At 47.9% G+C, this 22,615-nt stretch carries 20 protein-coding genes; all 20 read right to left on the minus strand.

The genetic code is table 11. From position 1 onward, the window contains the following. Positions 1 to 16 precede the first annotated feature (16 nt). The 20 genes from PGS38_RS06500 to PGS38_RS06595 all read right to left on the minus strand — a co-directional run bounded on the left by PGS38_RS06500 (position 17) and on the right by PGS38_RS06595 (position 22,608). Positions 17 to 553, minus strand: a complete 537-nt coding sequence (locus PGS38_RS06500) for a DUF3877 family protein (RefSeq protein ID WP_055266095.1) — start codon at positions 551 to 553, stop codon at positions 17 to 19. Positions 554 to 773: 220 nt separating this feature from the next. Next, a complete protein-coding gene (locus tag PGS38_RS06505) occupies positions 774 to 5,621 on the minus strand; it encodes a penicillin-binding Tp47 domain C-containing protein (RefSeq protein WP_118659662.1) in 4,848 nt (1,615 codons plus the stop codon). A 282-nt stretch (positions 5,622 to 5,903) separates the two neighbouring features. Further along, entirely contained in the window at positions 5,904 to 6,428 is a 525-nt protein-coding gene (locus PGS38_RS06510) for a Gx transporter family protein (RefSeq protein ID WP_055266099.1), read from the minus strand. A 30-nt stretch (positions 6,429 to 6,458) separates the two neighbouring features. Beyond that, positions 6,459 to 6,842 (minus strand): NusG domain II-containing protein, encoded by a 384-nt coding sequence (locus tag PGS38_RS06515; RefSeq protein WP_117804978.1) that lies wholly within the window; start codon positions 6,840 to 6,842, stop codon positions 6,459 to 6,461. 20 nt (positions 6,843 to 6,862) lie between these two features. Beyond that, positions 6,863 to 7,735: a 4Fe-4S binding protein gene (locus tag PGS38_RS06520; protein ID WP_117761496.1), complete on the minus strand. Its 873-nt coding sequence runs from the start codon at positions 7,733 to 7,735 to the stop codon at positions 6,863 to 6,865. Position 7,736: 1 nt separating this feature from the next. Next, on the minus strand, positions 7,737 to 8,225 hold the full coding sequence (locus PGS38_RS06525; RefSeq protein ID WP_055228158.1) for an FMN-binding protein: 489 nt from the start codon (positions 8,223 to 8,225) through the stop codon (positions 7,737 to 7,739). A gap of 12 nt (positions 8,226 to 8,237) precedes the next feature. Further along, on the minus strand, positions 8,238 to 10,277 hold the full coding sequence (locus PGS38_RS06530) for an FMN-binding protein (protein WP_117761495.1): 2,040 nt from the start codon (positions 10,275 to 10,277) through the stop codon (positions 8,238 to 8,240). A gap of 2 nt (positions 10,278 to 10,279) precedes the next feature. Next, the gene (locus tag PGS38_RS06535; protein ID WP_117804979.1) at positions 10,280 to 11,443 is read right to left on the minus strand and encodes an FAD:protein FMN transferase; all 1,164 of its coding nucleotides are present in this window, start codon (positions 11,441 to 11,443) and stop codon (positions 10,280 to 10,282) included. 246 nt (positions 11,444 to 11,689) lie between these two features. Next, the gene (pflB, locus tag PGS38_RS06540) at positions 11,690 to 13,942 is read right to left on the minus strand and encodes a formate C-acetyltransferase (RefSeq protein WP_117508947.1); all 2,253 of its coding nucleotides are present in this window, start codon (positions 13,940 to 13,942) and stop codon (positions 11,690 to 11,692) included. Between the two features lie 195 nt (positions 13,943 to 14,137). Continuing rightward, a complete protein-coding gene (locus PGS38_RS06545; protein ID WP_055267920.1) occupies positions 14,138 to 16,018 on the minus strand; it encodes a DUF5696 domain-containing protein in 1,881 nt (626 codons plus the stop codon). 116 nt (positions 16,019 to 16,134) lie between these two features. Then, positions 16,135 to 16,488, minus strand: a complete 354-nt coding sequence (gene rsfS, locus PGS38_RS06550; RefSeq protein WP_022462899.1) for a ribosome silencing factor — start codon at positions 16,486 to 16,488, stop codon at positions 16,135 to 16,137. Then, positions 16,489 to 17,091, minus strand: coding sequence for a bis(5'-nucleosyl)-tetraphosphatase (symmetrical) YqeK (gene yqeK, locus PGS38_RS06555; protein ID WP_117801121.1), 603 nt, complete (start codon positions 17,089 to 17,091; stop codon positions 16,489 to 16,491). Positions 17,092 to 17,103: 12 nt separating this feature from the next. Then, positions 17,104 to 17,724 carry a nicotinate-nucleotide adenylyltransferase gene (gene nadD / locus PGS38_RS06560; RefSeq protein WP_118640606.1) on the minus strand — a complete coding sequence of 207 codons (621 nt, stop codon included), beginning with the start codon at positions 17,722 to 17,724 and terminating at the stop codon, positions 17,104 to 17,106. 67 nt (positions 17,725 to 17,791) lie between these two features. Beyond that, entirely contained in the window at positions 17,792 to 18,085 is a 294-nt protein-coding gene (gene yhbY / locus PGS38_RS06565; protein ID WP_022462902.1) for a ribosome assembly RNA-binding protein YhbY, read from the minus strand. A 28-nt stretch (positions 18,086 to 18,113) separates the two neighbouring features. Further along, positions 18,114 to 19,412: a GTPase ObgE gene (gene obgE / locus PGS38_RS06570; protein WP_022462903.1), complete on the minus strand. Its 1,299-nt coding sequence runs from the start codon at positions 19,410 to 19,412 to the stop codon at positions 18,114 to 18,116. A gap of 110 nt (positions 19,413 to 19,522) precedes the next feature. Beyond that, the gene (rpmA, locus tag PGS38_RS06575; RefSeq protein WP_022462904.1) at positions 19,523 to 19,813 is read right to left on the minus strand and encodes a 50S ribosomal protein L27; all 291 of its coding nucleotides are present in this window, start codon (positions 19,811 to 19,813) and stop codon (positions 19,523 to 19,525) included. A 4-nt stretch (positions 19,814 to 19,817) separates the two neighbouring features. Further along, complete coding sequence (locus tag PGS38_RS06580; RefSeq protein ID WP_055228163.1) at positions 19,818 to 20,138, minus strand: ribosomal-processing cysteine protease Prp; 321 nt, start codon at positions 20,136 to 20,138, stop codon at positions 19,818 to 19,820. A gap of 5 nt (positions 20,139 to 20,143) precedes the next feature. Then, positions 20,144 to 20,449: a 50S ribosomal protein L21 gene (rplU, locus tag PGS38_RS06585; protein ID WP_022462906.1), complete on the minus strand. Its 306-nt coding sequence runs from the start codon at positions 20,447 to 20,449 to the stop codon at positions 20,144 to 20,146. A 116-nt stretch (positions 20,450 to 20,565) separates the two neighbouring features. Beyond that, positions 20,566 to 21,441 carry a DegV family protein gene (locus PGS38_RS06590; protein ID WP_119188716.1) on the minus strand — a complete coding sequence of 292 codons (876 nt, stop codon included), beginning with the start codon at positions 21,439 to 21,441 and terminating at the stop codon, positions 20,566 to 20,568. 156 nt (positions 21,442 to 21,597) lie between these two features. Continuing rightward, positions 21,598 to 22,608 (minus strand): type II CAAX endopeptidase family protein, encoded by a 1,011-nt coding sequence (locus PGS38_RS06595; RefSeq protein ID WP_055267901.1) that lies wholly within the window; start codon positions 22,606 to 22,608, stop codon positions 21,598 to 21,600. Positions 22,609 to 22,615: the final 7 nt, after the last annotated feature.

Consider the following 22,615-nt stretch of genomic DNA (forward strand, 5'->3'; position numbering starts at 1 on the left):
TATATCCTCCTTTTATTTATAAAGCCTCGTAATCTTCCCGTGAAAAACGGTGATACGTCAGGCCGAATTCATTTTCTTCGACACAGTAACAGTATTCATCTACAGACGGGTCTGAAAAAGAAAATACATGGCCCATCTCATGCTCCTCGGATGCGTTTTCTTCCACGGTAGTATGCATTTTCTCTGCATAGGAAGAAAAGCAGTTTCGAACCTGTTCCATTGTGTTTCCAGGCGTTGTGATCACCTGCAGAAGGTTCTGCAGGAGCTCCGGAACAGGAATTTTCCGCTCGATATAAGAACATCCCTCCTCCGGGATTTCCATGCAGTAGCGGTCCTTGACCGCTGAAATCGCAAGTGTTCCAAGACGCGGCTGTACTTCCTTACAGAACGCGGCAAGTGCCGCATCCAGGTCTTCTGTTTCGTCTAAAGAAAGGGAACGGCGCAGGGACTCCGCCGGGTAGTAGAGCTTCATCGTACCGCCCTCATAGCCGATCTTCACCTGCCATTCCCGAATCGTATCGGTAATATGTTTTTCCAACAGTTTTGCTGTCATGTTTTCTAAGTCACCTCCATTGTGCTGCATGTGCAAAAAACACAGTATTATTATCGCACGAATTGGGCATTGTGTGAACACTTAATTTTTTGTTTTTTACAAAAAGAAAAGAATCACTTTTTTACTCCTCGAAACGGCAGAAACCTCCGCCAGAAAAGCTGGAACAGAGGTTTCTGTGATTTCTTATGTCAGAAGAATTTCTCAGTTATTTCGTTCTGAATTACTCTTCGTCTTCGTTTTTCTTTCTGCCGCGGAGTTTGAATCCAAGTCCGCCGGCACCAAGAGATGCAACTGCCATGCTTACCCATCCCCAGATGTTGGTAGCATCACCGGTCTTTGCATTATCGCTCTTCTTGGAAGTAGAAGTATTGGATACTTTATTACTTGCAAGCGGAGTAGATGTTGCTTTCGGGGTGCTTGTCGGGGTCTTCGTCGGCTGCGTCGTAGGTATTGTGGTAGGAGCAGTCGTCGGGGTTGTGGTTGGTGCTGTTGTAGGTGTAACCGTCGGAGTCTCAGTTGGGGTTACGGTCGGGGTTTCCGTCGGGGTAACAGTCGGAGTCTCGGTCGGGGTTACGGTTGGGGTCTCTGTAGGAGTAGGAGTCGGCTCTTCTGCTGATTTCTTCCAGGTGAAGCTAAGATCCTGATATCCCAGTGAAGAAACTGTAATTTCAAAGGAATCGCCCTCTGCGAACGGTGCTGCATCTGTCTTTAAGGAACCATCCTCATTGAACAGTACAACAGCTCCTCTTCCGCTTGCTGCATATGCTTTTCCATTTACAGTAACAGAGGTAATGTTCTTCAGATAATCTGCAAACTCTTCATCTGTTGCATCCCCGTTCTTAAACAGACCCGGTGTTGTCGTATCTTCGTTAAATGCTGCCGGCATCTCTTCCGTGTAAAGGATAAAGTCTGCGGAAAGATCTGCATATTTACCATTCTTATCGCTGACAGTCAATGTATAAGAACCTTTCTCTGCATTCTTGAAGTACAGAGTATCACCGGACACGGTTCCCGTCAGACCTTCTACTGTATAGACAGCATCGTAATCATCCGGCAGGCCTTCCAGTTTAACAGAAGCATTTCCAGATGTGACAGACGCATTTTCTACAGAAAATTCATATGCAAACTTAACCGGTACATATACATCTGCGTCGACTTCGTAAATTCCCTTGCTGGTGTAATAGGTAATTTTGTTGATGGTCTGTCCCATCATGCTCTTGTAATGTTCCGAGGAGGTCGGGCAGTTATGAACGCTTGTCGTAAATCCAGTGCTCCATGCCAGCTCAGACACTCTCCAGATATTCTCCAGATGACGCATTCCGTAATCGTTGCCCTCTTTTGTGCTGACAACAACACCATATACGGTATCTTCGCCTGCTTTGATGGTATCAGTAAGACCATCCAGATCCAGCTGATAATCACCGTATTTGCTGTTAGTGGAGAGCTCTGCCGTTACATTTTCCAGCTTTGCTGCCTCGGTTCCCTGAACAGCACCAAAGGTTACATTGCCGTCTGCATCTACAGATGCTTCTTTGTAATAAGACGGAACCTCATGTAAAGTGTAATATGCATAGCTTGCATTCTCATACAGTGCATCTTTTCCGGTATACGTTGTGGTGGATGTTTGTCCACGGTTGGTAACGGTGATTTCTACAGAATCCTCATCTGTCACTTTCGTGTATTTGCTCAGATCCATATCCTCTGTTACTTTTACTGGGAAGGTGATACCTGTAATATCGCTTCCGTCTGCATTCACATGGTAAGATCCGCCGGAAAGTGAGGCTGTTCTTGTTTTGTTCTTGGTTGCGGAAGTAAATGCATCTACTGGAATATCGTTATGAACCTCTGCCTGATAGAACTCAGCATACGGAATGTTCATTAATACATACTGGGACTGAAGTGCTTCGATTGCTGCATTCAGATGCTCTGTTGCTTCGTCTACGGTTCCCTGGCTCTGTTTTTTCTCCAATGCTTCTTTTGCTTCTGCCAGTTCTGTCTGCATATTATTCCAGGAAGTTTCCGTGTAAAGCTCTTTATTCAGTGTATCTGCCTTTGCAATTGCCTCTTCCAGTGCTGCTGTGCTCTCTACCGGATCAGCTCCTACAATATTCGCTTTAGTTGCTTCAAAAGTGTAGGAAGCATCTGCATAGCCAAGTGCATGAATCGTAATCTTCCAATAACCGGTTCCATCCGTTCCCTCCGGTAAAGTGCAGCGCAGGGAATCGGTAAGGCCAAGCTGAATTCCCATTACTTTATGCATCCAGTTATCTGCTGCGAATTTTGTTCCATACGTTGCTTTTGCATTCGTATAAGTGGAATCATCACCGTAATAAGTCCAGGTTACGGTCTGCAGATTAGCAGCCAGATCGCCGTAATTTCCCGTTAAATCTACGCGAAGGAATTCTCCATAAGAACCTTTGGCTTCTTTCACGGTCAGTCCTACGGTCTCAGCATCCGGAGCTGTCTTCAGCGCCTGATCTTTGATTCCGGATTCACTTCCTGTTGTTCTTGCAGAGAAGGAGAAGCTTCCATCTGCATTTTTCACTGCTATCTTCAGACCGTTTGTGTTTTCTGTTACATCTGCAACCAGGCCTGTATAGCTCTGCAGTTTATTTTCAGAAAATCCACCGGAAAGTGTTCCGCCGTTTTCTACCACAACATACTTTTTGCAGAAATCTTCGTAATCATCTTCCGAAACTTTTACAGGCACATATTTCAGACCTTTTACTTCATAATGATCAATCTGGCTCTTATCGTAAGTTACGGTCTCGCCGTTGGTCAGAACTGCCGTGGTTGCTGCGGTATAATATGCCACATCATAGGTTGTGCCATCTTTCATGTAGATAGTCGCTGCGCACTGGAAGCTTCCTCTGTGCAGTCCATGGTTTGTGGTCGCACGGGTTACAACATCAAAAGCGCCTTTATCACTTTCTTTGCGACTGTCAGTTTCATCCGAACCAGCGTCGCTTCCTGCCGCCTGAACTCCTTCTGCTGCCCAATACTCAGCCCAGGTAAGACCTGCATATACATATTTATATGTTGTTTCTTTCTTCTCATAAGTAAAGGAAAGCGTCTTGTAACCTGTTGCAGTTACTTCGATTTCAAATTTATTTCCTTCTGCAAAAGCGGCAGCTGTCAGATCAAGCGTACCGTCTTCTTTGATCAGAATTATTTTCCGTTTTCCAGTTGCTGCATATTCTTTTCCATTTACTTTTACCGAAGTGATGTTCTTGATATAATCAGCAAAGTCATCTTCTGATGCATTCTCTGCTTTTACAAGCGCCGGAGCACTTCCTTTTTCGTTGTAAGCAGCCGGCATTGCATCTGTATACAGAGTAAAGCTCTGTGTCAGATCTGCATAAACACCTTTTTTATCATGAATCGTCAGAGTATACATTCCTTTTTTCGCATTTGCGGAATAAGAAATGGTATTTCCGTCTACTGCAAATCCATCCAGACCATCTACGGAATATTCTGCATCATAATCAGCCGGAAGTCCGGTTACGGTCATCGTTGTCTTTCCAGTGGAAAGAGAAGCGTCTTCTACGGATACACTTGCCTCAAATTTTGTTGGAACAAAAATATCATTCACCGGAATCGTGTAGATTCCTTTGCTGGTATAATAAGTAACCTTATTGATATGCTGTCCCATCATGCTCTTGTAATGTGCAGAAGAAGTCGGGCATCCATGCACCTGTGTTGTAAATCCAGTTGACCATGCCAGCTCTGTTCCGCGCCAGATATTTTCCACATGACGCATACCATAGTCATTGCCTTCTTTTGTGCTGACAATAACACCATAGATCTGATCGGTTCCAACATCAATCGTGTTCTCCAGTCCGTCGAGATCCAGCTGATAATCTCCATATCTTGATTCAGTCATAAATTCCGGAGATACATTGGTCAGTTCAATTGCAGTTCCAACTGTTTTTCCAAAAGAAAGAGAGCCATCTGCATTTACCGTTGCTTCTTTGTAGTAAGAAGGTGCTTCGCTTAATACATAATATGCATAGTCTGAGTTTTCAAATAAGGCGTCTTTTCCAGTGTATGTCTGTGTAGATGTCTGACCACGGTTTGTTACTGTAATACTTACAGAGTCAGAATCTGTTACTTTCTTAAATTTGGAAAGATCCACTCCTGTTACTTTAACCGGGAAGGTAATTCCATTGATTGCACTTCCATCTGCATTGGTATGATAAGAACCACCGGCAAGAGTGGCTGTTCTTGTTTTGCTCTTCGTTGCGGAAGAAAATACATCCACTGGAACAGAGTTGTTTACATCTGCAGCATAAAATTCATCATACGGAATGTTCATCAGAACGTAAGCCACCTGCTCAGTTGGAGTCTCGGTCGGGGTCGCCGTTGGGGTTGCGGTTGGCGTTGCTGTCGGGGTCGCCGTCGGAGTCGGTGCTTTAACAAGGCCTTTTACTGCAGTATTCAGCGCATCTTTCGCGGTATCAACAGCGCTCTGGGATTCTTTTGCAGAAAGAGCAGATTTTGCTGCGGTAAGAGCAGTCTGGACAGCTTTCCAGGAGTCTGCGGTGTAGTCAGCTTCCTTTAATGCTTCGGCATCTGCGATTGCTTTTTCAAGTGCTGTGGTGTCTACTGCTTCTGGAGTCGGGGTTGCTTTTTGGGTTGCTGCAAGAGCCGCGGTTTTTACTGCATTCGAAGTTCTGGTTGCACCCGATACAATATCCCATCCTTCAATGTTTTCAATCGTTGCATCTTTTCCAAGAAGTTTCGTTTTGAATCCTTTGCTGTTTGTAGCTGCTTTTTTAAAATATGTAGCATTTTCTGTATTGTATCCAGAACCAGGTGTTACTGCAATATCAGAAAACTTACCGTCTGCAACTGTGATTTTGACATTAACGTCATATTCATCCCATGCATTCTCATCCTCATCGTCTTCTGCAGTTCTGGTAACATGAGCCGTAGACTCATAAGTGCCATCTGCCAGCACGCCACTTGTAGCATCCGCCAGTGCGGTTCCCGGGAGCAGGCTCATGGTCATGGAAGCTGCCATTACGGCTGCTAATGATTTTTTCTGAAGTTCTTTTCTTTTGATCATAACTTCCTCCTTTTTCCTTTTCCACAGTTTTGCAGGAAAAACAGGGGCAAAACTGTCCTTCATTATTATATTAGTTTTCACTAATCAATAATTGTTTTAACTAACCGTAGATTATTCTACTAATTTTTGATCGTTTTGTCTAACTCTTAACTGATTATTTTTTCTCAAAAGAGGCACAGATTCTGCTTATTGAGTATTTTTACTATTTAATGATCCGATACTGTGAAGTTTGTGGGATGATTTTCGTTCCCACACAGAAAAAATTCCGTAGATATGGAGTTTTCACCGCGAAGAACTCTTTCGTCCATCGCGTTTTACCGCAGAAAGAATGCGGTCCGAAAGGATTCCGATCAGCATTCCGGTGATGACTCCGGCCACGAGAAGCGCCGGCAGATAATAGAACAGTTTGCGGTTCTGCACCACGAGAGCCGCCACGCAGATCTGCGCGACATTGTGCGTCACGCCTCCTGCAATACTTACGCCGGTGATACTAAAGCCCTTGATGTGTTTCAGCAGAAGCATCACAAGAAAGCTCAAAAGCCCGCCGGCAAGGCTGTAAAGGATGGACATTCCATTTCCGAACAGATACCCCATCAGAAGAATGCGGGCGACGGAAATCATCAGGACTTCCCCTGCCGGAAGGAAAAAGAGGCCGACGACTACAACCAGATTGGCAATGCCGAGTTTGATTCCAGGAACACCGAGGTTGATCGGGATCAGTACCTCCACATAACTGAAGATCATGGCAAGTGCCATCAGCATGGCGCATAAGGCAATTTTTCTGCTTGCAGTGCGGCTGTCTCTCATAAATTCCAATTCCTTTCTTCTAAGCTGGTATTATTTTACAATCACATCCGGCGCATCGTCGGCGTCGTCCGTTGTGGATCCGTCACTTTCTACCTCCGCAACCAGCTTATGCGGCAGGCACACGATCGTCTCATTTACCTGGGAAATCGTACCCTGTCTTTTGCAGTAGCCGTCCGGGCAGTCAGCTTCTTCCATATGGGCACTTCCGTTTTCGATCACCAGGACATTCGTTCCGTGACCCGTCTGAATTTTCACGGTCTGATTTTCTGCGAGTGAATACGTTCCGTAGACCTCGCCGTCCACCGTGACTTTCATGGTATTTCCATTTTCCGTTTTCGGCAGCCGAAGTGCCAGGGCAAGGATTCCAGCCAAGAGCAGAACGGCGCCTGCCAGAATCAGATCTTTTTTCTTCATATAGTTTTCCTTATTCTGAATCAGATGCCAGCCCATAACAGCAGTGTCAGCAGGAATACAGCACGGAACAGCGTAAAGAGGATTTCATTTCCGTGAAATTCCTTTACCCCGCAGCGGATATTACCTTTCGGACACGTATCAATACATTTCTGGCACTGGAAACAGTCGCCGGAGATCTCCACGTATCCATCGGATGGCAGTTCCACCGCTGACGGGCACTGTCTCGTGCAGGCGCTGCAGCCGCGGATGCAGTTTTCGCGTTTCCGGTGCAGAGTAAAGAACGGCAGGATCGGAAGCAGAGAAAAGACAGCTCCCATTGGGCACAGGAAACGGCAGAAAAAGCGCTCCTCAAAGAACATGCCGACCAGGATCAGCACCAGAAGAACAATGCCTGGAATATAAGAGGAAAGTCGGAAATTTCCCGCATGCAGCATGGAAAAGACATCCCACGGGCTTGTTCCTCTTGCTTTCTGATAAACTCCTGCAAAGCAGCAAAGAGCAATCAGAAGCAGAATGCCGTATTTGACCAGCGCCAGTTTTTTTGCCAGCTCCGGTTTGATGCATCTGGGCTTCTTTTTACGTTTCTTACAGATTATACCATAAATTGCGTGCATTGCATCCCCCAGACTTCCAAAAGCGCATGCAAAACCGCAGAAAAATCTGCCGAAAACAATCGTAAATGCACAGACAAGAAGCAGAGCCGACACAAACGCGGTCATCTCAATTTTTTCACCCTGTCCAAGCTGCGTAAAAATGTATTTCACTCCGTTAAATGCAGCGGTAAATACTGACGGAAGAAACAGGAAATATAAAAGCTGGATTCCGGCACGCAGGCAGGAAACGATCTGTTTTCTCTTCTTTGCCGGTAATGTGGATAGATCTAAATTTTTCATGTTATTTCTCCGCCTTTTCTATTGCTTCCTGCGCCGCATTTCTGATACCGGTGGAGCTGAATGTTGCTCCGCTGATCGTATCAACATCGGCGGACTGTGCCTCAATAATCTTTGGAATGATCGCCTCCGCGTTTGACAGATACGCACTGTCCTCGCCGTCGGCGGATGTGATGGCAAGATCGGTAATCTGGCCGCCCTCTACGGTTACTTCAACTGCAATGGTGCCGCCGAAGCCGTCAGCTTCACCGTCATACGTACCGTCCACGTACTGCCCTTCTGCTTCTGCTGCTTCACTTGCGGCCGTATCCGCCGTGTTGGATGCAGCTGCTGCGGCCTGCAGATTTTCCTTCTGAAGCTGGGTCGTCTCAAGCTCTGCCGAGAGCCGCGCGATCTGATCCTCTTTGTCTCTTTTATCGAGTACGGTATTGTAGCCGATCAGAACAGCAGCAATGACAGCGACATTCAAAAAACGAACAATCAATTGTCTCATCTGTTTTCCCCTTTATTGCGTTACTTTCGCAGCATCCAGCGCATTCCGGCATGCCTCAAGAATGGCTTTTGAGGAGCAGGTTGCACGGGAAACGGTGTCGATGTTTTCAAGCGTTCCGGTTTCCAGAATCTGAGCGGAAACGCCTTTGATTTTGGAGGTTCCTTCGGATGCGCGGCGGATGTAGGAGGCATTCTGACTGTCTCCGTCACCGGTGATGTTGCTTAACGCTACGATTTTATCGTTTTCAATTGTTACCGTCACAGAAAGCTGATAAGCGGTAAAATCTTCATCTTCATCCGGCTCGCAGACGGCAATCGCTGTGTATTCGCCGTCCTGATAGATCTTTTGTTCCGGAGTTTCCGTCGGGGTTGGTGTTGGCGTCTCAGTTGGCTCCGGGATTTCGGTCGGGGTTGGTGTTTCCGTCGGTGTCGGGGTTGGATTTTTCTTTTCCTCAGTTACGCGTTCTGCCTCTTTTAAAGCTTCCTCGATTGCCGCAAGAATTCCCCTGGAGCTGTAGGTTGCGCCGGAAACGGTGTCAACTTCCAGTGTCTGGTTTTTCACAACGTCCTTTGCTGTCTGTTTTGCGCGTTTTAAGAATGCTTCGTCATCTTCACTCTCGGTCACGAGAATTGCCTTGATCGTCTCATCCTGAATGACAACTGCCGTTGTAATGTCTCCCAGATAGCCCTCGCCGGTTCCGTAGTAAATGCCTTCCTCGTATGGGAATTTTCCTTCCGGAATCGTTGTGGTTCCGCCGCTGCTCGTTCCGTTATCCGGAACGGTCTCGCCGTTTGTTGCCTTCTTCGCATTTTCCAGCGCCTGTTTTACTGCGTTCTGGATGCCGCGGGAGCTGTACGTTGCGCCGGATACGAGATCCACATCGGTTTTCTGTCCGTCTACGATGCGGTCCGCTACGACTTTGGCACGGTTGAAGAATGTCTCGTCATCTTCGTTTTCCAGAATCAGTACCGCTTTGATCGTCTGATCCTGCAGGGCTACCGCCACTTTGATGTCTCCCTGGAAACCGGCGGCCGTGCCGTAATAAATTCCGTCCTGATAAGGGAAACTTCCCTTGGATGCAGACGAATTGTTATTGTTCTGATTATTATTCTGGCTGTTGTTTCCGTTGTTTGTATTGCTCTGGCTTCCTCCGTTTGTACTGGAAGACCCGTTCACTGCCGCCTGACTTAAGGCACTCCGCACAGCTTCAATAATACCGCGGGAGCTGTATGTCGCGCCGGAGACCGTATCCACATTCGTACTCTGTGTTGAGATAATCGTCGAAATCAGAGAGGAAGCACTGGAAAGGTAGCTTGGCGTATCGCTGTTTTCCACAATATCAATCGAAGCAATTTTTCCGCCGCTGACAACAACGCAGACTTTCATTGTGCCGCCAAATCCTGTTCCGGTTCCGTAATACGTTCCATCCCGGTAGGCAGCCGGTTCTTCGATTTTAGATACTGTAACGGTTCCGCCGGCAGAGGCTCCGCCGCCTGCCGCTCCTGATGCGGATGCCGGTTCTGAAGTGTCCTCCTGACCGGTCAGTGCATTTTTCACGGCTGCAAGGATACCTTTTGAACTGAAAGTTGCACCGGAAACCGTGTCCACATCCACACTCTGGGATGCGATGATACGGTCGATAACTCCCTTCGCACGGTTCAGGAAAGCTGCGTCCTCGCCGGGAGCGCTTACAATCGAGATCGACTGAATCGTTTTGTCTTTCAATACGACAGAGACTGTAATCGTACCGCCAAAACCTGTTCCGCTTCCTTCGTACGTTCCGTCCGCCAGCTCAAAGCTGCCGGAACCGACGGCTGCGACAAGTTCTGCTTCGGTATCGGTTGTCTTTTTGGTATCGTCCTTCTTTTTTGTATCATCTTTCTTTTCCGCTGCATCGGTATCCTGTTCCGGCTCCGGTGTCACCAGTGCCTCCGGCTGCTCTACGGCGTAAACCGGTGCAGTGTAGCCGTTCAGCGAAATACCGGCACAGGCTGCTACGATAACTGCCGCGAGAGCCGGTGCAAATGCTGTCAGTTTTTTCCATTTTCCCATGGTTATGTATCACCGTCTTTCCTGATAATGTTTGTCTCGTGATCGGATGTGAAATCGTCAGCAATTCCTTCGGTTACATACAGAACGCCGTCCGCATCCTCCAGAATGGTGTCAAATTCATCGCTGTGTGCACGCCAGTATTCGGCCGCCTTGTCCTTCCCCATGATGAAAAGAGAAGTAGAAAGGCCATCCGCCAGTGTTCCGTCAGCACTTACGATCGTCACCGACACCAGACCGTTATTTGCCGGATGACCGGTCGATGGATCGATGATGTGATGATATTTCATGCCGTCCTGTTCGAAATACCGCTCATAGCCGCCAGAAGTAATAACCGCCCGGTTGGCCGTCGAGAGAATGCCGAGATAATCATCCTCTGCCTCCGGACTCTGCACGGCAACGCGCCATTTACTGCCGTCCGTTTTCGTGCCGACAACCTGAACGTTTCCGCCGAGGTTGATGAGCCCGCTCGTCACACCGCATTCCCGGTAAATATCGGCGATTCTGCCGGAGGTATAGCCCTTTGCGATTCCGCCGAAGTCAATTTTCATGCCGTCCTTGGCAAAGCTGATGGATGCGCTGTCCTTGTCGTATAGGATATCATTGGCATCGGTCAGCGGAAGGAGGCTTTCGATCGTCTCATCCGAAGGAATCGTATAATTTCCGGTTGTAAAACCCCAGGCGTCCATGATCGGATAAATTGCGATGTCGAAAACGCCGTTTGTGCTGTCATACAGATCCAGCGAGCGTTCCAGCAGATAGGTGGTATCCTCCGATAAGGTTCCGCCGCCGTTTGCATTGATCTGCGCTACTTCACTCGTCTTCTCTCCGGTCGACAGAAGTGCATCCAGCCGCTCAATCTCCTGCTGCGCCTGATCCACCGCCGTTTCTGCATTCGGACCATAGGCAGTGACCGTCATGTACGTATCCATCGCAAAAATATCTCGGCTGCTCGATGCATCTGCGGCATCGGAAGAAGCTGTGGATGATGCGGATTTCTGCGTGGAATTCTCTTCCGAAGCGTCAGAACTGCTCGAAGACTCCGAAACAGACGCCGGCTGTGTCTGACTTTCACTGCTCTCCGGCTGCGCTGCTGTCCCCGCACCGGAACATCCGCCGACCGTCATCACCATGGCAAGACAAAATGCTGCAACAATTTTCTTTTTCATAAATAAAACTCCATTTTTTCTTATGTTAGGAAATCCTAACTTTGGTATTATAACATTAACTCGTAACTTACGCTATGAATTACTTGATAAAAGTTTTTCAATTAGCGTTCTGCATCTGATAAATTTTCTCATTTTATGTACTCTAAATCAAGTGGATTTTACTGGAATTCAAGCAGCGATATACAAAAAGCCCCCACAGCCGCATTGCTGCGGCCGCGGGGGCTTTAGAAATAACATTTTCAGAAATTACATATGATCGTGGCAGGTACGTGCAATTACGTCCATCTGCTGCTCTTTTGTCAGGTCGATGAATTTAACTGCATAGCCGGATACACGGATTGTGAAGTTTGCATACTCCGGTTTCTCCGGGTGCTCCATTGCGTCGATCAGTTTTTCGGTTCCGAATACGTTTACGTTCAGGTGATGTGCACCCTGCTCGAAGTATCCGTCCAGAACGTGTACCAGGTTCTCGGTACGCTCTTCGTCGTTGTGGCCAAGTGCGCCCGGGTTGATGGTCTGGGTGTTGGAGATTCCGTCCAGAGCGTCCTCATACGGCAGTTTTGCTACAGAGTTCAGGGAAGCAAGAAGTCCGCTCTTCTCTGCGCCGTAAGACGGGTTAGCTCCCGGAGACAGAGGCTCACCGGCTTTTCTTCCGTCCGGCAGAGAACCAGTTGCTTTACCATATACAACGTTGGAAGTAATGGTAAGGATAGAGGTAGTCGGCTCAGAATCACGATAGGTATGGCAGTATTTCAGTTTGTCCATGAAGGTACGAAGCAGCCATACAGCGATCTCGTCTGCTCTGTCATCGTCGTTGCCGTATCTTGGGAAGTCGCCGGTTGTCTCGAAGTCAACAGCCATTCCTTCTTCGTCACGGATAACTTTAACTTTAGCGTATTTGATTGCGCTTAAGGAGTCTACTACGTGAGAGAATCCTGCGATACCGGTTGCAAAGGTACGTCTTACATCGGTGTCGATCAGAGCCATCTCTGCTGCCTCATAGTAGTATTTGTCATGCATGTAGTGGATCATGTTCAGAGTTCCAACGTACAGATGAGCCAGCCAGTCCATCATAACGTCGTATTTCTTCATAACCTCATCATAGTCCAGATACTCAGCAGTGATCGGCTGATATTCCGGAGCAACCTGCTGTTTTGTCTTCTCGTCTTTACCGCCGTTGATCGCGTACAGAAGGCATTTTGCAAGGTTTGCACGAGCGCCGAAGAACTGTATCTCCTTACCGGTCTCGGTAGCAGATACACAGCAGCAGATGGAGTAATCATCGCCCCATACCGGACGCATTACATCATCGTTCTCATACTGGATGGAGCTTGTCTGTACAGAAATATGAGCTGCATATTTCTTGAAAGCTTCCGGAAGATTCTCAGAGTACAGAACAGTAAGGTTCGGCTCTGGGGACGGTCCCATGTTTTCCAGTGTATGCAGGAAACGGAAATCGTTCTTTGTAACGATAGAACGTCCGTCGATTCCCATACCGGCAACTTCCAGAGTAGCCCATACCGGGTCACCGGAGAACAGCTGATTGTAAGACGGAATTCTTGCGAATTTAACCATACGGAATTTCATTACCAGATGGTCGATCAGCTCCTGAGCCTCTTTCTCGGTCAGGATTCCTTTTTCGATATCTCTTTCGATGTAGATGTCAAGGAAAGTAGATACACGGCCAACGCTCATTGCAGCACCGTTCTGAGTTTTGATAGCTGCAAGGTATCCGAAGTACAGCCACTGAACAGCTTCTCTTGCGTTCTTAGCCGGCTCGGAAATGTCATAGCCATAGGACTGTGCCATAACTTTCATATCCTGCAGTGCTCTGACCTGGTCAGCGATCTCTTCTCTTAACTGGAAGTCACCACGACGCATTCCCTGACGATTTGTTGCAGCGAAGTCTGCTTTTTTGCGCTCGATCAGGTAATCAATACCGTACAGAGCAACACGACGGTAGTCGCCTACGATACGGCCACGGCCATAGGTATCCGGCAGACCGGTCAGGATTTTATTATGACGGGCTTTCATCATCTCTGGTGTGTAGATGTCGAATACACCCTGGTTATGTGTTTTGTGATATTTAGTGAAAATTTCATGAAGCTTCTCACTTGGTTTGTAGCCGTAAGTCTCGCAGGACTGCTCAGCCATTTTAATTCCACCATACGGCATAAATGCACGTTTCAGCGGTTTGTCTGTCTGAAGACCAACTACCTGCTCCAGATCTTTCATGCTGTCATCGATATATGCTGCGCCGTAAGCTGTGATTCCGCTTACAACGTCTGTCTCCATATCCAGAACGCCGCCTTTTGCACGCTCTTCTTTCTGGAGTTCCTGTAATTTGCCCCACAGACGGTCTGTAGCCTCTGTTGGTCCCTCCAGGAATTTCTCATCTCCGTCATATGGAGTATAGTTGTTCTGAATAAAGTCACGTACGTCGATGCCTTCTTTCCAGAGTCTTCCGGTAAAGCCATCCCACTGTTCAAATTCTCTCATTTGCTTTGTTCCTTTCTGGTGTTATTTTGTTTCGTCACGCTCCGGCATCTTCTTTGCACCGGGCATGAACACCTCCGCATGCATAATATAACAAATCTCTGCTTTCCGCGCAAGATATGCACTTGAAAAAATACAAGGAAAACCACAAAATCTTGTATTTTTATAAGAACAAAATCTACATGTGGCGCTTTTCTTTTATGCCCCGTATCCGATTTCATATATCTGCTCTGCAAAGTCACAAATAACATATGTTCCATCGGAAAATTCACTCTTCTGTACGCTTCCGTCCACCGTCATACACTCGTGGCGTACCAGTTCCAGGAGTGCCGTTTTTTCATGCAGCTCCGTTACAACGCGGCATCTTTCTGTCATCTCTTCCAGACTGATTTTCTCCCCGTCAAATGCACCATCTGTATTCGGATATGCGCCGTCCCGTACAAGATACGGTGCACCGCCTGCAAGAAGCGCATACAGCATATAGTCCTCGTCTTTTGAAACACGGTCCATCATCCACGGCTCGATCACACAGTCATGATACACAAGATTAAAGAGCGGCACCGGGATTCCTTTTTTCGGTGTCTCTGCCGGGCGCAGCATAAAGTCGTACGGCGCATAATGGCAGAATACCAGATACGGAACGGCCCAGTCGCTGACCTCCTCGGAGCTTGAGAGAATCCCCTGTGATAGCAGCCAGGAGAAGCAGTTTCCGCGGTACGTATAGCAGTCTCTTCTCGTCATCACATGCTCCGGATTTGCGCACTCGTCGCCCTCGTTGCACGTAAACACATCGAGGTATGCACCGTCAAGCCGGATTCCGTTTTTCTTCAGCTCGGCAAAATTCCGTTTCACATAGAACGGTGCCTGCGTTGCACAGAGATAGCTCTGCGGTCCGCCCGCCCAGTAACTGTGTCCCGGTATCGTTCTATCCGGAAGGCGGCAGGCATAATTTTCATCGTAGCTCGGCGCTGCATGGTAATAATCGCGGTACTGGTCGTGAATACCGAATTTGTAGCCGAAATCATGCATCGTATCGACAAGCGATTTCATGTCTTCCCATCCGCCGGCCGCTTGGCATGCCGGTGTGTAGTCCGGATGCTGGTTGTCATACCCCGGTTCTGCCCAGCCGTCCAGATGAAGATAGACTTTCTCTACGCCGAGATCATGAATTTCGCGGATCTGCTGTTCGCGCACGGAAAACGGCACTACGCGGTTATTTTTCTCCGGATTCTGCGGATCGAAAAAGCCGGACTCCGGCTGCACAACCGTCTTGATTCCCGTATGAACAAAACACGTTCCCACAAGATCGTGAATGGACGGATTCTGTACTGCCTTTTCTTTCAAAGTGCGCAGATGGCCCTGTTCCCGTACATACTGACGGTATGTTTTGCAGAGGTCGTTATAATCGCAGTTATTTAAAAACGTATAACGGAATACGCGGCGGTAATTCATTGTTCCAAGGCTTGGCTCCAGCCATGCCCCCACGCTGGTATACGGGCCGCCTGCCGGGTGCTCTGCCTGATAACCGACGTTCCACGGTGTTGTACAGATCGCTGTATAGCCGCATCTTTCCTTCACCTGGCCAAACCACGGCATATAGCCGCCGGAGGTCTCAAATCTGCCGTCAAACGAAAGCTTTCCAAGTTCCGTCTTCCAGGTATTCGGAATCAGAAGTCCCTGTCCCTCGGTAAGGAGTGTATACCAGTCATCGCGCCCGTTTGTAAACTCCATTGCCGTCGGCCACAGCACCTTTACCGGATGCAGTCCCTCCTCGCAGAGCGGAATCCACTCCATCCAAAATGTTTCATCCACAGCTTCGATCCAGATAATCGTCTCGAAGGCATACGGTGTTCCCGCAAATCCCGCATAACGGCTCCGGATGCCGCATCCGACGCCGAAGGAATAGACCTCATGGGAAATCTCCTCTGCATCCAGGAAACGGTATGTTCCCTCTGCAAAAATCAGTTCCGGTGTCTTTTTCGGATCCGTATTCCAGACAACGCCGTCTTTTTCGATCCTAAGTCCCAGCGTCTCTTCATCGAGCATCACAGCAAGCGATCCGCTTTCTATTTTTTTCATCGTGTGATATTCCCCTTTTTCTTTATCATATGCGTTCCAAACACCAGAAAGGCGCAGAGAACCCGTCCGCCTTTCTCTGCACGGTTCCGGATTTTCTGCGCCTTTTTCCACCTAACTTACATAATCTCTTCTTTTTCTACGACTTTACCGTCTCTCCAAATTCTCTCCAGATCGTAGAACAGGCGGTTCTCCTCATCAAAGATGTGGATGACAACATCGCCGTAGTCCATCAGAATCCAGTTTGCGGTCTGATAGCCTTCGATCTGTTTTGGATGTACGCCGGCCTTTCCGAGTACCTCCTCCACGTTGTCTGCCATTGCCTGCACCTGGTTACGGTTGCTTCCGCTGGCGATCATGAAATAATCTGCCAGGGTAGAAACATGGGTAATGTCCAGAATGCGGACATCCATTGCTTTTTTATCTTCCAGTGCTTCCAGTGCAAGTTTTGCAGTCTGTTTTGCTTCGCTCATTTATACTTCCTCCTTTGCCGTCCGTTCCCGGTGCAGTGCCTCATAGAACTGATATGCCTGCTCCGTCATCGGGTCCATCGTCTTCGGGTTTTCCGACAGATACGCCATACTGTCTTTTAAAATTTCATACATGCATTCGTCGATATCGGTGAATGCCAGCTTCCGAAGGCGGGTAAGATGAGGCGCCTTGTTTCGTGCCGGCTCGATATAATCTGCGATATAGATGATCTTCTCCAGCAATGTCATATCTTCTTTTCCTGTCGTATGCCAGGTGATGGCGCTTAAGATCTCCGGATCTTCCACCTTATACTTGTCCTTCGCCAGAAATGCACCGAGCTTGGCATGGATCAAAAACGGATTGTTCCGCTCAAACTCAGTGATTTCAATCTTATTTTTCTCACACATGGTGATTTTTTTCTTATTCGGAATGCATTTTGCACAGTCGTGAAGCAGTCCCGCGACACGGGCTTTTTCGAGATCCTCGCCCCATACCATCGCCATGGATGATGCGGTAAACATCACACCGAGCGTGTGATGATAGCGGTCTTCATCGACTTCCTTCTGGAGTTTTTTGTCCAGTTTCCATAAATCGTACTGTTCCATCCTGCTCTTCCTCTAATCCTGATAGATTTTCTGCTCCTGAATGTAGGAAATCACAGAATCCGGCAGATAGTATTTCACGGATTTTCCTTCCCGGATCCATTCCCGCAGTTCGTGGGAAGAAACATCCAGATTCGGTGTGTCGAGTTTCAGAAAGGTACCGTGAAGTTTTTCTGCATTTCGTTCCATACAGGCCAGAAGCTCTTCCTCTTTTGCCAGATCCCTGGTCGCCACAAGGATCTTTGCCGCGGCGCAGATCCGCTCTGGATTTTTCCACTCATCAAAATAGAACAGGGAATCCGCTCCAATGATAAAGTAAAACTCCGTGCCCGGATGTTCCTTCCGCATCGCCTCAAGCGTCCGATAACTGTAGGTATAGCCCTCATCTTTCATCTCTTTGGTGCAGAGCACAAAATGCGGATTGGATGCGATGGCACGGCGCACCATCTCGACACGCTGTGCATCCTTTGCCTGTCCCGCCCGGTTCCGCTTATGTGGCGGATTTCCGGCCGGAAGAAACCAGACTTCATCAAGCCCGAACTGCTCGTACGCCGCCTCGCCAAGGATCAGATGACCGATATGAATGGGATCGAATGTGCCTCCCATAATGCCAATTTTTCTGTTTTTCTTTTCCATACGTTTTCCTCAAAAAGCGCCGGAACTGCAGCGGTATGCTCCGGTCCCGGCGGTTCTTTCCTGCGGATTATTTCGGAAGCTGAATTTTCTTTTTCTCTTTTTTGCCCTCTTTGTACAGCACGATCTTTTTGCCGATCACCTGTACGACCTGGGAATTGGTGCGTTCTGCCAGAACTTCTGCGATCTCTCTTGGATCATCGAGGCAGTTCTGCAGTACATTGATTTTAATTAGTTCTCTCGCCTCAAGTGCCTCTGCTACAGCAGCGGTATGCTCCGGCGTGATGCTGCTTTTTCCTACCTGCAGGATCGGTTCCATGGTCATGGCAAGGCCTTTCAGGTATGCTCTCTGCTTGCTGGTCATACGTCTCCTCCTTCGTTATTTATTCGTTCTATTTATAATAATCAAATTCAAATCCATACATCTTGACGGTATCGCCTTCCTGGATGCCGGCCTGCTCGAGTTCGTCTAAGATACCGGTATCTTTTAAGAACCGCTGGAAGAAAGCAAAACCTTTCTCGGAATCCAGATTGGTGTAGCCGAGCATTTTCTCGATCTTCGGTCCCTCGATGATGAAGCGGTGCTCGTCCTCCGGGTCCTGCTCGACGGTGTACGGCAGGTTCTCGGCAAGAAGCATATCCTCCGGGAAGAATTCCTGCTCGAAGACCATACGCTCTTTCGGAAGCTCATCGAGTTTTTTCTGTACGGCATATAAAAGCTCTTTTAAGCCTTTTCCGCTGACGGCAGAAATCGGATAAACCGGGATGCCTTTCGGCTCGAACTCTTTTTTCAGACGTTCCACCGGATCCTCTTCGCCCTCTTCTACATAGATCGCATCGGTCTTATTGGCCGCGATGATCTGCGGGCGTTTTGCGATCTCCGGGTTATAGGCTTCGAGCTCTTTGTTGATCTTGTTGATATCATCCACCGGATCTCTTCCCTCGGTCGATGCAACGTCTACTACATGGATCATCACGCGGGTTCTCTCGATGTGGCGCAGGAATTCATGGCCGAGGCCGACTCCTTCCGATGCACCCTCGATCAGTCCCGGGATATCTGCGATAACAAATCCGCTGCAGCCCTCAAGGTCTACGACACCGAGGTTCGGGGAAAGTGTGGTAAAGTGATAATTTGCAATTTTCGGTTCTGCATTTGTCACGCGGGAAAGCAGGGTCGATTTTCCAACGTTCGGGAAACCGACGAGTCCGACGTCCGCGATGACTTTCAGTTCCATTCTTACTTCCAGCTCCTGTGCCGGCTGGCCTGGCTGGGCGTATTTCGGAACCTGCATGGTAGCGGTTGCGTAATGCATATTTCCGTTTCCACCTTTTCCGCCTTTTAATACAACCTGACGGCGGTTTTCACCGGACATATCTGCGATGACTTTTCCGCTCGCAGCGTCCATAATGACGGTTCCTTCCGGTACTTTCAGGACAATATCTGCGCCGTTTCCGCCATGGCATCTGCGTTTTCCGCCCGGCTCGCCGTCGGTAGCAGAAAACTTTCTTCTGTGGCGGTAATCAACCAGTGTATTCAGTCCTTCGTCAACTTCAAAAATAACGTCTCCGCCTTTGCCGCCATCGCCGCCGTCCGGCCCGCCGTTCGGTACAAAAAGCTCTCTGCGGAAACTGACATGTCCGTCTCCGCCCTTACCGGAGCGGATCAGAATTTTTGCTCTGTCTGCAAACATGGTATTCTCCTGTCTTGTTTTATCTAAATCCCAATCGGTCTGCTGGACCTTTAATTATTATTAACAAAAACGGCTTCAAACCTCTTAAGATTTGAAGCCGCACCTTTGTCTTACTCTTCTGTTGCTACCGGATATACGGAAACCTGTTTTTTGTCACGTCCTTTTCTTTCGAAAGCTACGCGTCCGTCAACCATAGCGAATAAGGTATCGTCTTTTCCGATTCCTACGTTCACGCCTGGATGAATCTTGGTTCCACGCTGTCTGTAAAGAATGTTTCCAGCCTTTACAACCTGTCCGTCAGCTCTTTTTGCTCCTAATCTCTTGGACTCGGAATCTCTACCGTTCTTGGTAGAACCAACTCCTTTTTTATGAGCGAAAATCTGAAGGTTCATATTTAACATGGTATTACACCTCCTTGAATGCGATCTCTAAGTATTGTGCTCCATAATCGCGGCGGATACTTTCGAGGCCCAGCAAAAGTGATTTTACAAGAAGTGCGGTACTTTCAGAATACCCATTCGGGAATGAAAAATACACGTATCCATCTCCAGCCTCACTTATAATCAGATCCTCTGTCAATGTTTCCACGGAATTTACGGTGTTTACAATCAATGCGGAGACAGCGGCACAGATGATATCCTGCCCTTCCTCTGCATAGCCTGCATGACCGTTTGACTCCACGGAGATGTACTCGCCGTCAGACTCTGTTACGGTTATACAAATCATAAGACTTAAGCGTTGATTTTTTCAATCTTCACTTCAGTGTACTGCTGTCTGTGACCGTTTTTCTTATGATAACCAGTTTTTCTCTTATACTTGTAAACGATAACTTTTTTGCCTTTACCGTTTCCAACTACAGATGCGGTTACGGATGCATTTTTAACGTCCTCGCCAACTTTCAGTCCGTCATTGCTTACTGCAAGTACCTGATCAAAAGTTACGGTTTCTCCAGCTTCAACGCCAAGTTTCTCTACTCGGATAACATCGCCTTCAGCTACCTTGTACTGTTTACCACCTGTTGCAATAATTGCGTACATATGGCACCTCCCTATCAATTACTCGCCAGATTCGGTGGTCTTTCGACTCTTTTACCTCTCTGTGCGGCATACTTCTACAATATATCATCACGTCTGCTGTTTGTCAATAGTATTTTTCAGGAAATTGCAGATTTTTTTTCACATGCAATTGCCAGTGCGCCAGGTCCGATGTGGCAGGCAACGCTTAAGGACAGTGGATGCGCATCGACTTCAAAATCCGGGAAGGCTTCTTTTACTTCGACAATCCATCCATCGATTACTTCTTTGTCGTTTGCGGTATAGGCAATGTGAAGTCCCATGATGCCGGCTGCACGCTCTTTTGCGAAGCGTTTGTCCATATCTTTTTTCATAGCCTTGATCATGGCTTTCTTTGCCTGTTTCACACCGCGCGCTTTTTCAAACGCGTCAAGCTTCTCTCCCTGGATCGTCAGCACCGGTTTGATATTTAAAACGGTTCCGATCATGGCTGCTGCCGGCGTAACGCGGCCGCCTTTTTTCAGGTATTTTAACGTATCTACCATAATATAGATACTTGCATCCAGCGCATCCTCTTCCAGAATTGCTTTGATGTCTTTTGCTGCCACGCCGCGGTTTGCCATTTTCTTTGCATCCAGAACAGACTGCTGCTGCGTAACGGAGATTCTCTGGTTGTTGACAACCTGCACTTTTCCTTCATAGTCCTCGGACAGCACGGTCGCTGTATCACAGGAGGTGGAAAGGCCGCTTGACATCGGAATGTAAACAATGTCATCGTACTCTTCGAGAATTTTGTTCCAGAAATCCATCAGATCTCCCGGAGACGGCTGAGATGTGGAAACAGCCGCATCCTCTGCCAGAATCTCGTAAAACTGTTCCTGTATCAGGTCGATATCCTCAAACTGGATTTTTCCGCGCATGAAGAAAGGCATCGGAAGGACAAAAACGCCCAGCTCTTTCGCCTGACTCTGTGTAATACCGCTGTTGCTGTCGGTAGCAATAGCTGTTCTTGCCATAGTTCTTATTCCTGCTGTCTCTTTTTAGAGAAACAGCTTTTCCTTTCTGTAATATCGTGTAACGCTTGATTTGCTGTTATTCTATCATAAATCGTACCTGTTTTCTACCCGGCTTGGACATTTCTGCAAAATTGCTCAAACTGCTTTTGATTCTTTTTACATCATACCAATACCAAGAAAAAACAGTCCGCCAAGGATCAGCAGAATGGTCGGAATTACGATTTTTGCAATGGTCTTTTTTCTTCTCTCCTTCGGGAAAAATCCTTCGCTTTTTGTCTGCTGGTACATCAGAAGACGGCTTCCCATATAAAGACCGATCGGCATCAGCGCCGCTTCGATCAGATACATGCCGATGTACGTTTCCGTTGCGTATCCGCTGCCTGCTGCTGCGTTCCCCTGCGAGAACATATAGAGGAAGCTTGCCGCAATGCTCGCCACAATCGTCGATGCGTTATGGACGAAATGAAACAGCGAGCTGTAAAACATGTTGTCGGTCTTCATCCGAACATACGAGAGAACGATTCCCATCATCATCATCGGAAGAAAACGGACGATGCTCATGTGGAAAGCGCCAAAATAAACGCCCATCAGAAGCAGCATCACCCATTTCTTTTTGATTCCGCGCAGGCTGTACTGCAGAAGACCGCGGTGCAGTGCTTCTTCACAGATGGCCGGTGTCAGCGCAACGACAAGCAGCTCGCCGAAATAGGAAAGGCCCGCCATACTGCTGTCCATGGATTCCGAGAGGCTTGCGTATTCCTGCGGGAAAATCCATTCCATCAGAAGGAAAAGGGCAAGCACACCGCGGTACGTCACATACCACATCAGAATGGTTCCGAGGATTCCGGCTCCATCCGGCTTTTTTAATGGGAACACTTCTTTTAACGGAATATGAAGTGCCCGTACGACGAGAATGGATCCGATCAGGAATACAATGATCTCGTCCAGCGCATTTCCATACATCCCGCCTGCAAGAACCAGCGGGATTCCGGCGAGATTAAAAAGAACCATCAGAAAGGCAAACACCAGCAGGCCCTGCCATGGTTTCAGTATCTTTTCTTTTTCCGCCGGATGCGGCCGTTTTGCCGGCATCTGGTTTCGAAAGGGTTCGTAAAGATATGGGGTATCATTTTCATTGAGGTGAATCGGTTTCTTTTGTGGTTCCATATTCATT

It is taken from the genome of Fusicatenibacter saccharivorans, from assembly GCF_027667425.1.
GTDB lineage: Bacteria > Bacillota > Clostridia > Lachnospirales > Lachnospiraceae > Fusicatenibacter > Fusicatenibacter saccharivorans.

What these genes read in the sequence shown, in the direction of transcription:
- PGS38_RS06545 (WP_055267920.1), bottom strand. Translation starts at nt 16,018, where the DNA reads ATGAAAAAAATAGAAAGCGGATCGCTTGCTGTGATGCTCGATGAAGAG.
- PGS38_RS06510 (WP_055266099.1), bottom strand. Translation starts at nt 6,428, where the DNA reads ATGAGAGACAGCCGCACTGCAAGCAGAAAAATTGCCTTATGCGCCATG.
- PGS38_RS06500 (WP_055266095.1), bottom strand. Translation starts at nt 553, where the DNA reads ATGACAGCAAAACTGTTGGAAAAACATATTACCGATACGATTCGGGAA.
- PGS38_RS06535 (WP_117804979.1), bottom strand. Translation starts at nt 11,443, where the DNA reads ATGAAAAAGAAAATTGTTGCAGCATTTTGTCTTGCCATGGTGATGACG.
- PGS38_RS06505 (WP_118659662.1), bottom strand. Translation starts at nt 5,621, where the DNA reads ATGATCAAAAGAAAAGAACTTCAGAAAAAATCATTAGCAGCCGTAATG.
- PGS38_RS06595 (WP_055267901.1), bottom strand. Translation starts at nt 22,608, where the DNA reads ATGGAACCACAAAAGAAACCGATTCACCTCAATGAAAATGATACCCCA.
- yqeK (WP_117801121.1), bottom strand. Translation starts at nt 17,091, where the DNA reads ATGGAACAGTACGATTTATGGAAACTGGACAAAAAACTCCAGAAGGAA.
- nadD (WP_118640606.1), bottom strand. Translation starts at nt 17,724, where the DNA reads ATGGAAAAGAAAAACAGAAAAATTGGCATTATGGGAGGCACATTCGAT.
- PGS38_RS06580 (WP_055228163.1), bottom strand. Translation starts at nt 20,138, where the DNA reads ATGATTTGTATAACCGTAACAGAGTCTGACGGCGAGTACATCTCCGTG.
- PGS38_RS06530 (WP_117761495.1), bottom strand. Translation starts at nt 10,277, where the DNA reads ATGGGAAAATGGAAAAAACTGACAGCATTTGCACCGGCTCTCGCGGCA.
- yhbY (WP_022462902.1), bottom strand. Translation starts at nt 18,085, where the DNA reads ATGACCAGCAAGCAGAGAGCATACCTGAAAGGCCTTGCCATGACCATG.
- rplU (WP_022462906.1), bottom strand. Translation starts at nt 20,449, where the DNA reads ATGTACGCAATTATTGCAACAGGTGGTAAACAGTACAAGGTAGCTGAA.
- obgE (WP_022462903.1), bottom strand. Translation starts at nt 19,412, where the DNA reads ATGTTTGCAGACAGAGCAAAAATTCTGATCCGCTCCGGTAAGGGCGGA.
- PGS38_RS06515 (WP_117804978.1), bottom strand. Translation starts at nt 6,842, where the DNA reads ATGAAGAAAAAAGATCTGATTCTGGCAGGCGCCGTTCTGCTCTTGGCT.
- PGS38_RS06520 (WP_117761496.1), bottom strand. Translation starts at nt 7,735, where the DNA reads ATGAAAAATTTAGATCTATCCACATTACCGGCAAAGAAGAGAAAACAG.
- PGS38_RS06590 (WP_119188716.1), bottom strand. Translation starts at nt 21,441, where the DNA reads ATGGCAAGAACAGCTATTGCTACCGACAGCAACAGCGGTATTACACAG.
- pflB (WP_117508947.1), bottom strand. Translation starts at nt 13,942, where the DNA reads ATGAGAGAATTTGAACAGTGGGATGGCTTTACCGGAAGACTCTGGAAA.
- rpmA (WP_022462904.1), bottom strand. Translation starts at nt 19,813, where the DNA reads ATGTTAAATATGAACCTTCAGATTTTCGCTCATAAAAAAGGAGTTGGT.
- PGS38_RS06525 (WP_055228158.1), bottom strand. Translation starts at nt 8,225, where the DNA reads ATGAGACAATTGATTGTTCGTTTTTTGAATGTCGCTGTCATTGCTGCT.
- rsfS (WP_022462899.1), bottom strand. Translation starts at nt 16,488, where the DNA reads ATGAGCGAAGCAAAACAGACTGCAAAACTTGCACTGGAAGCACTGGAA.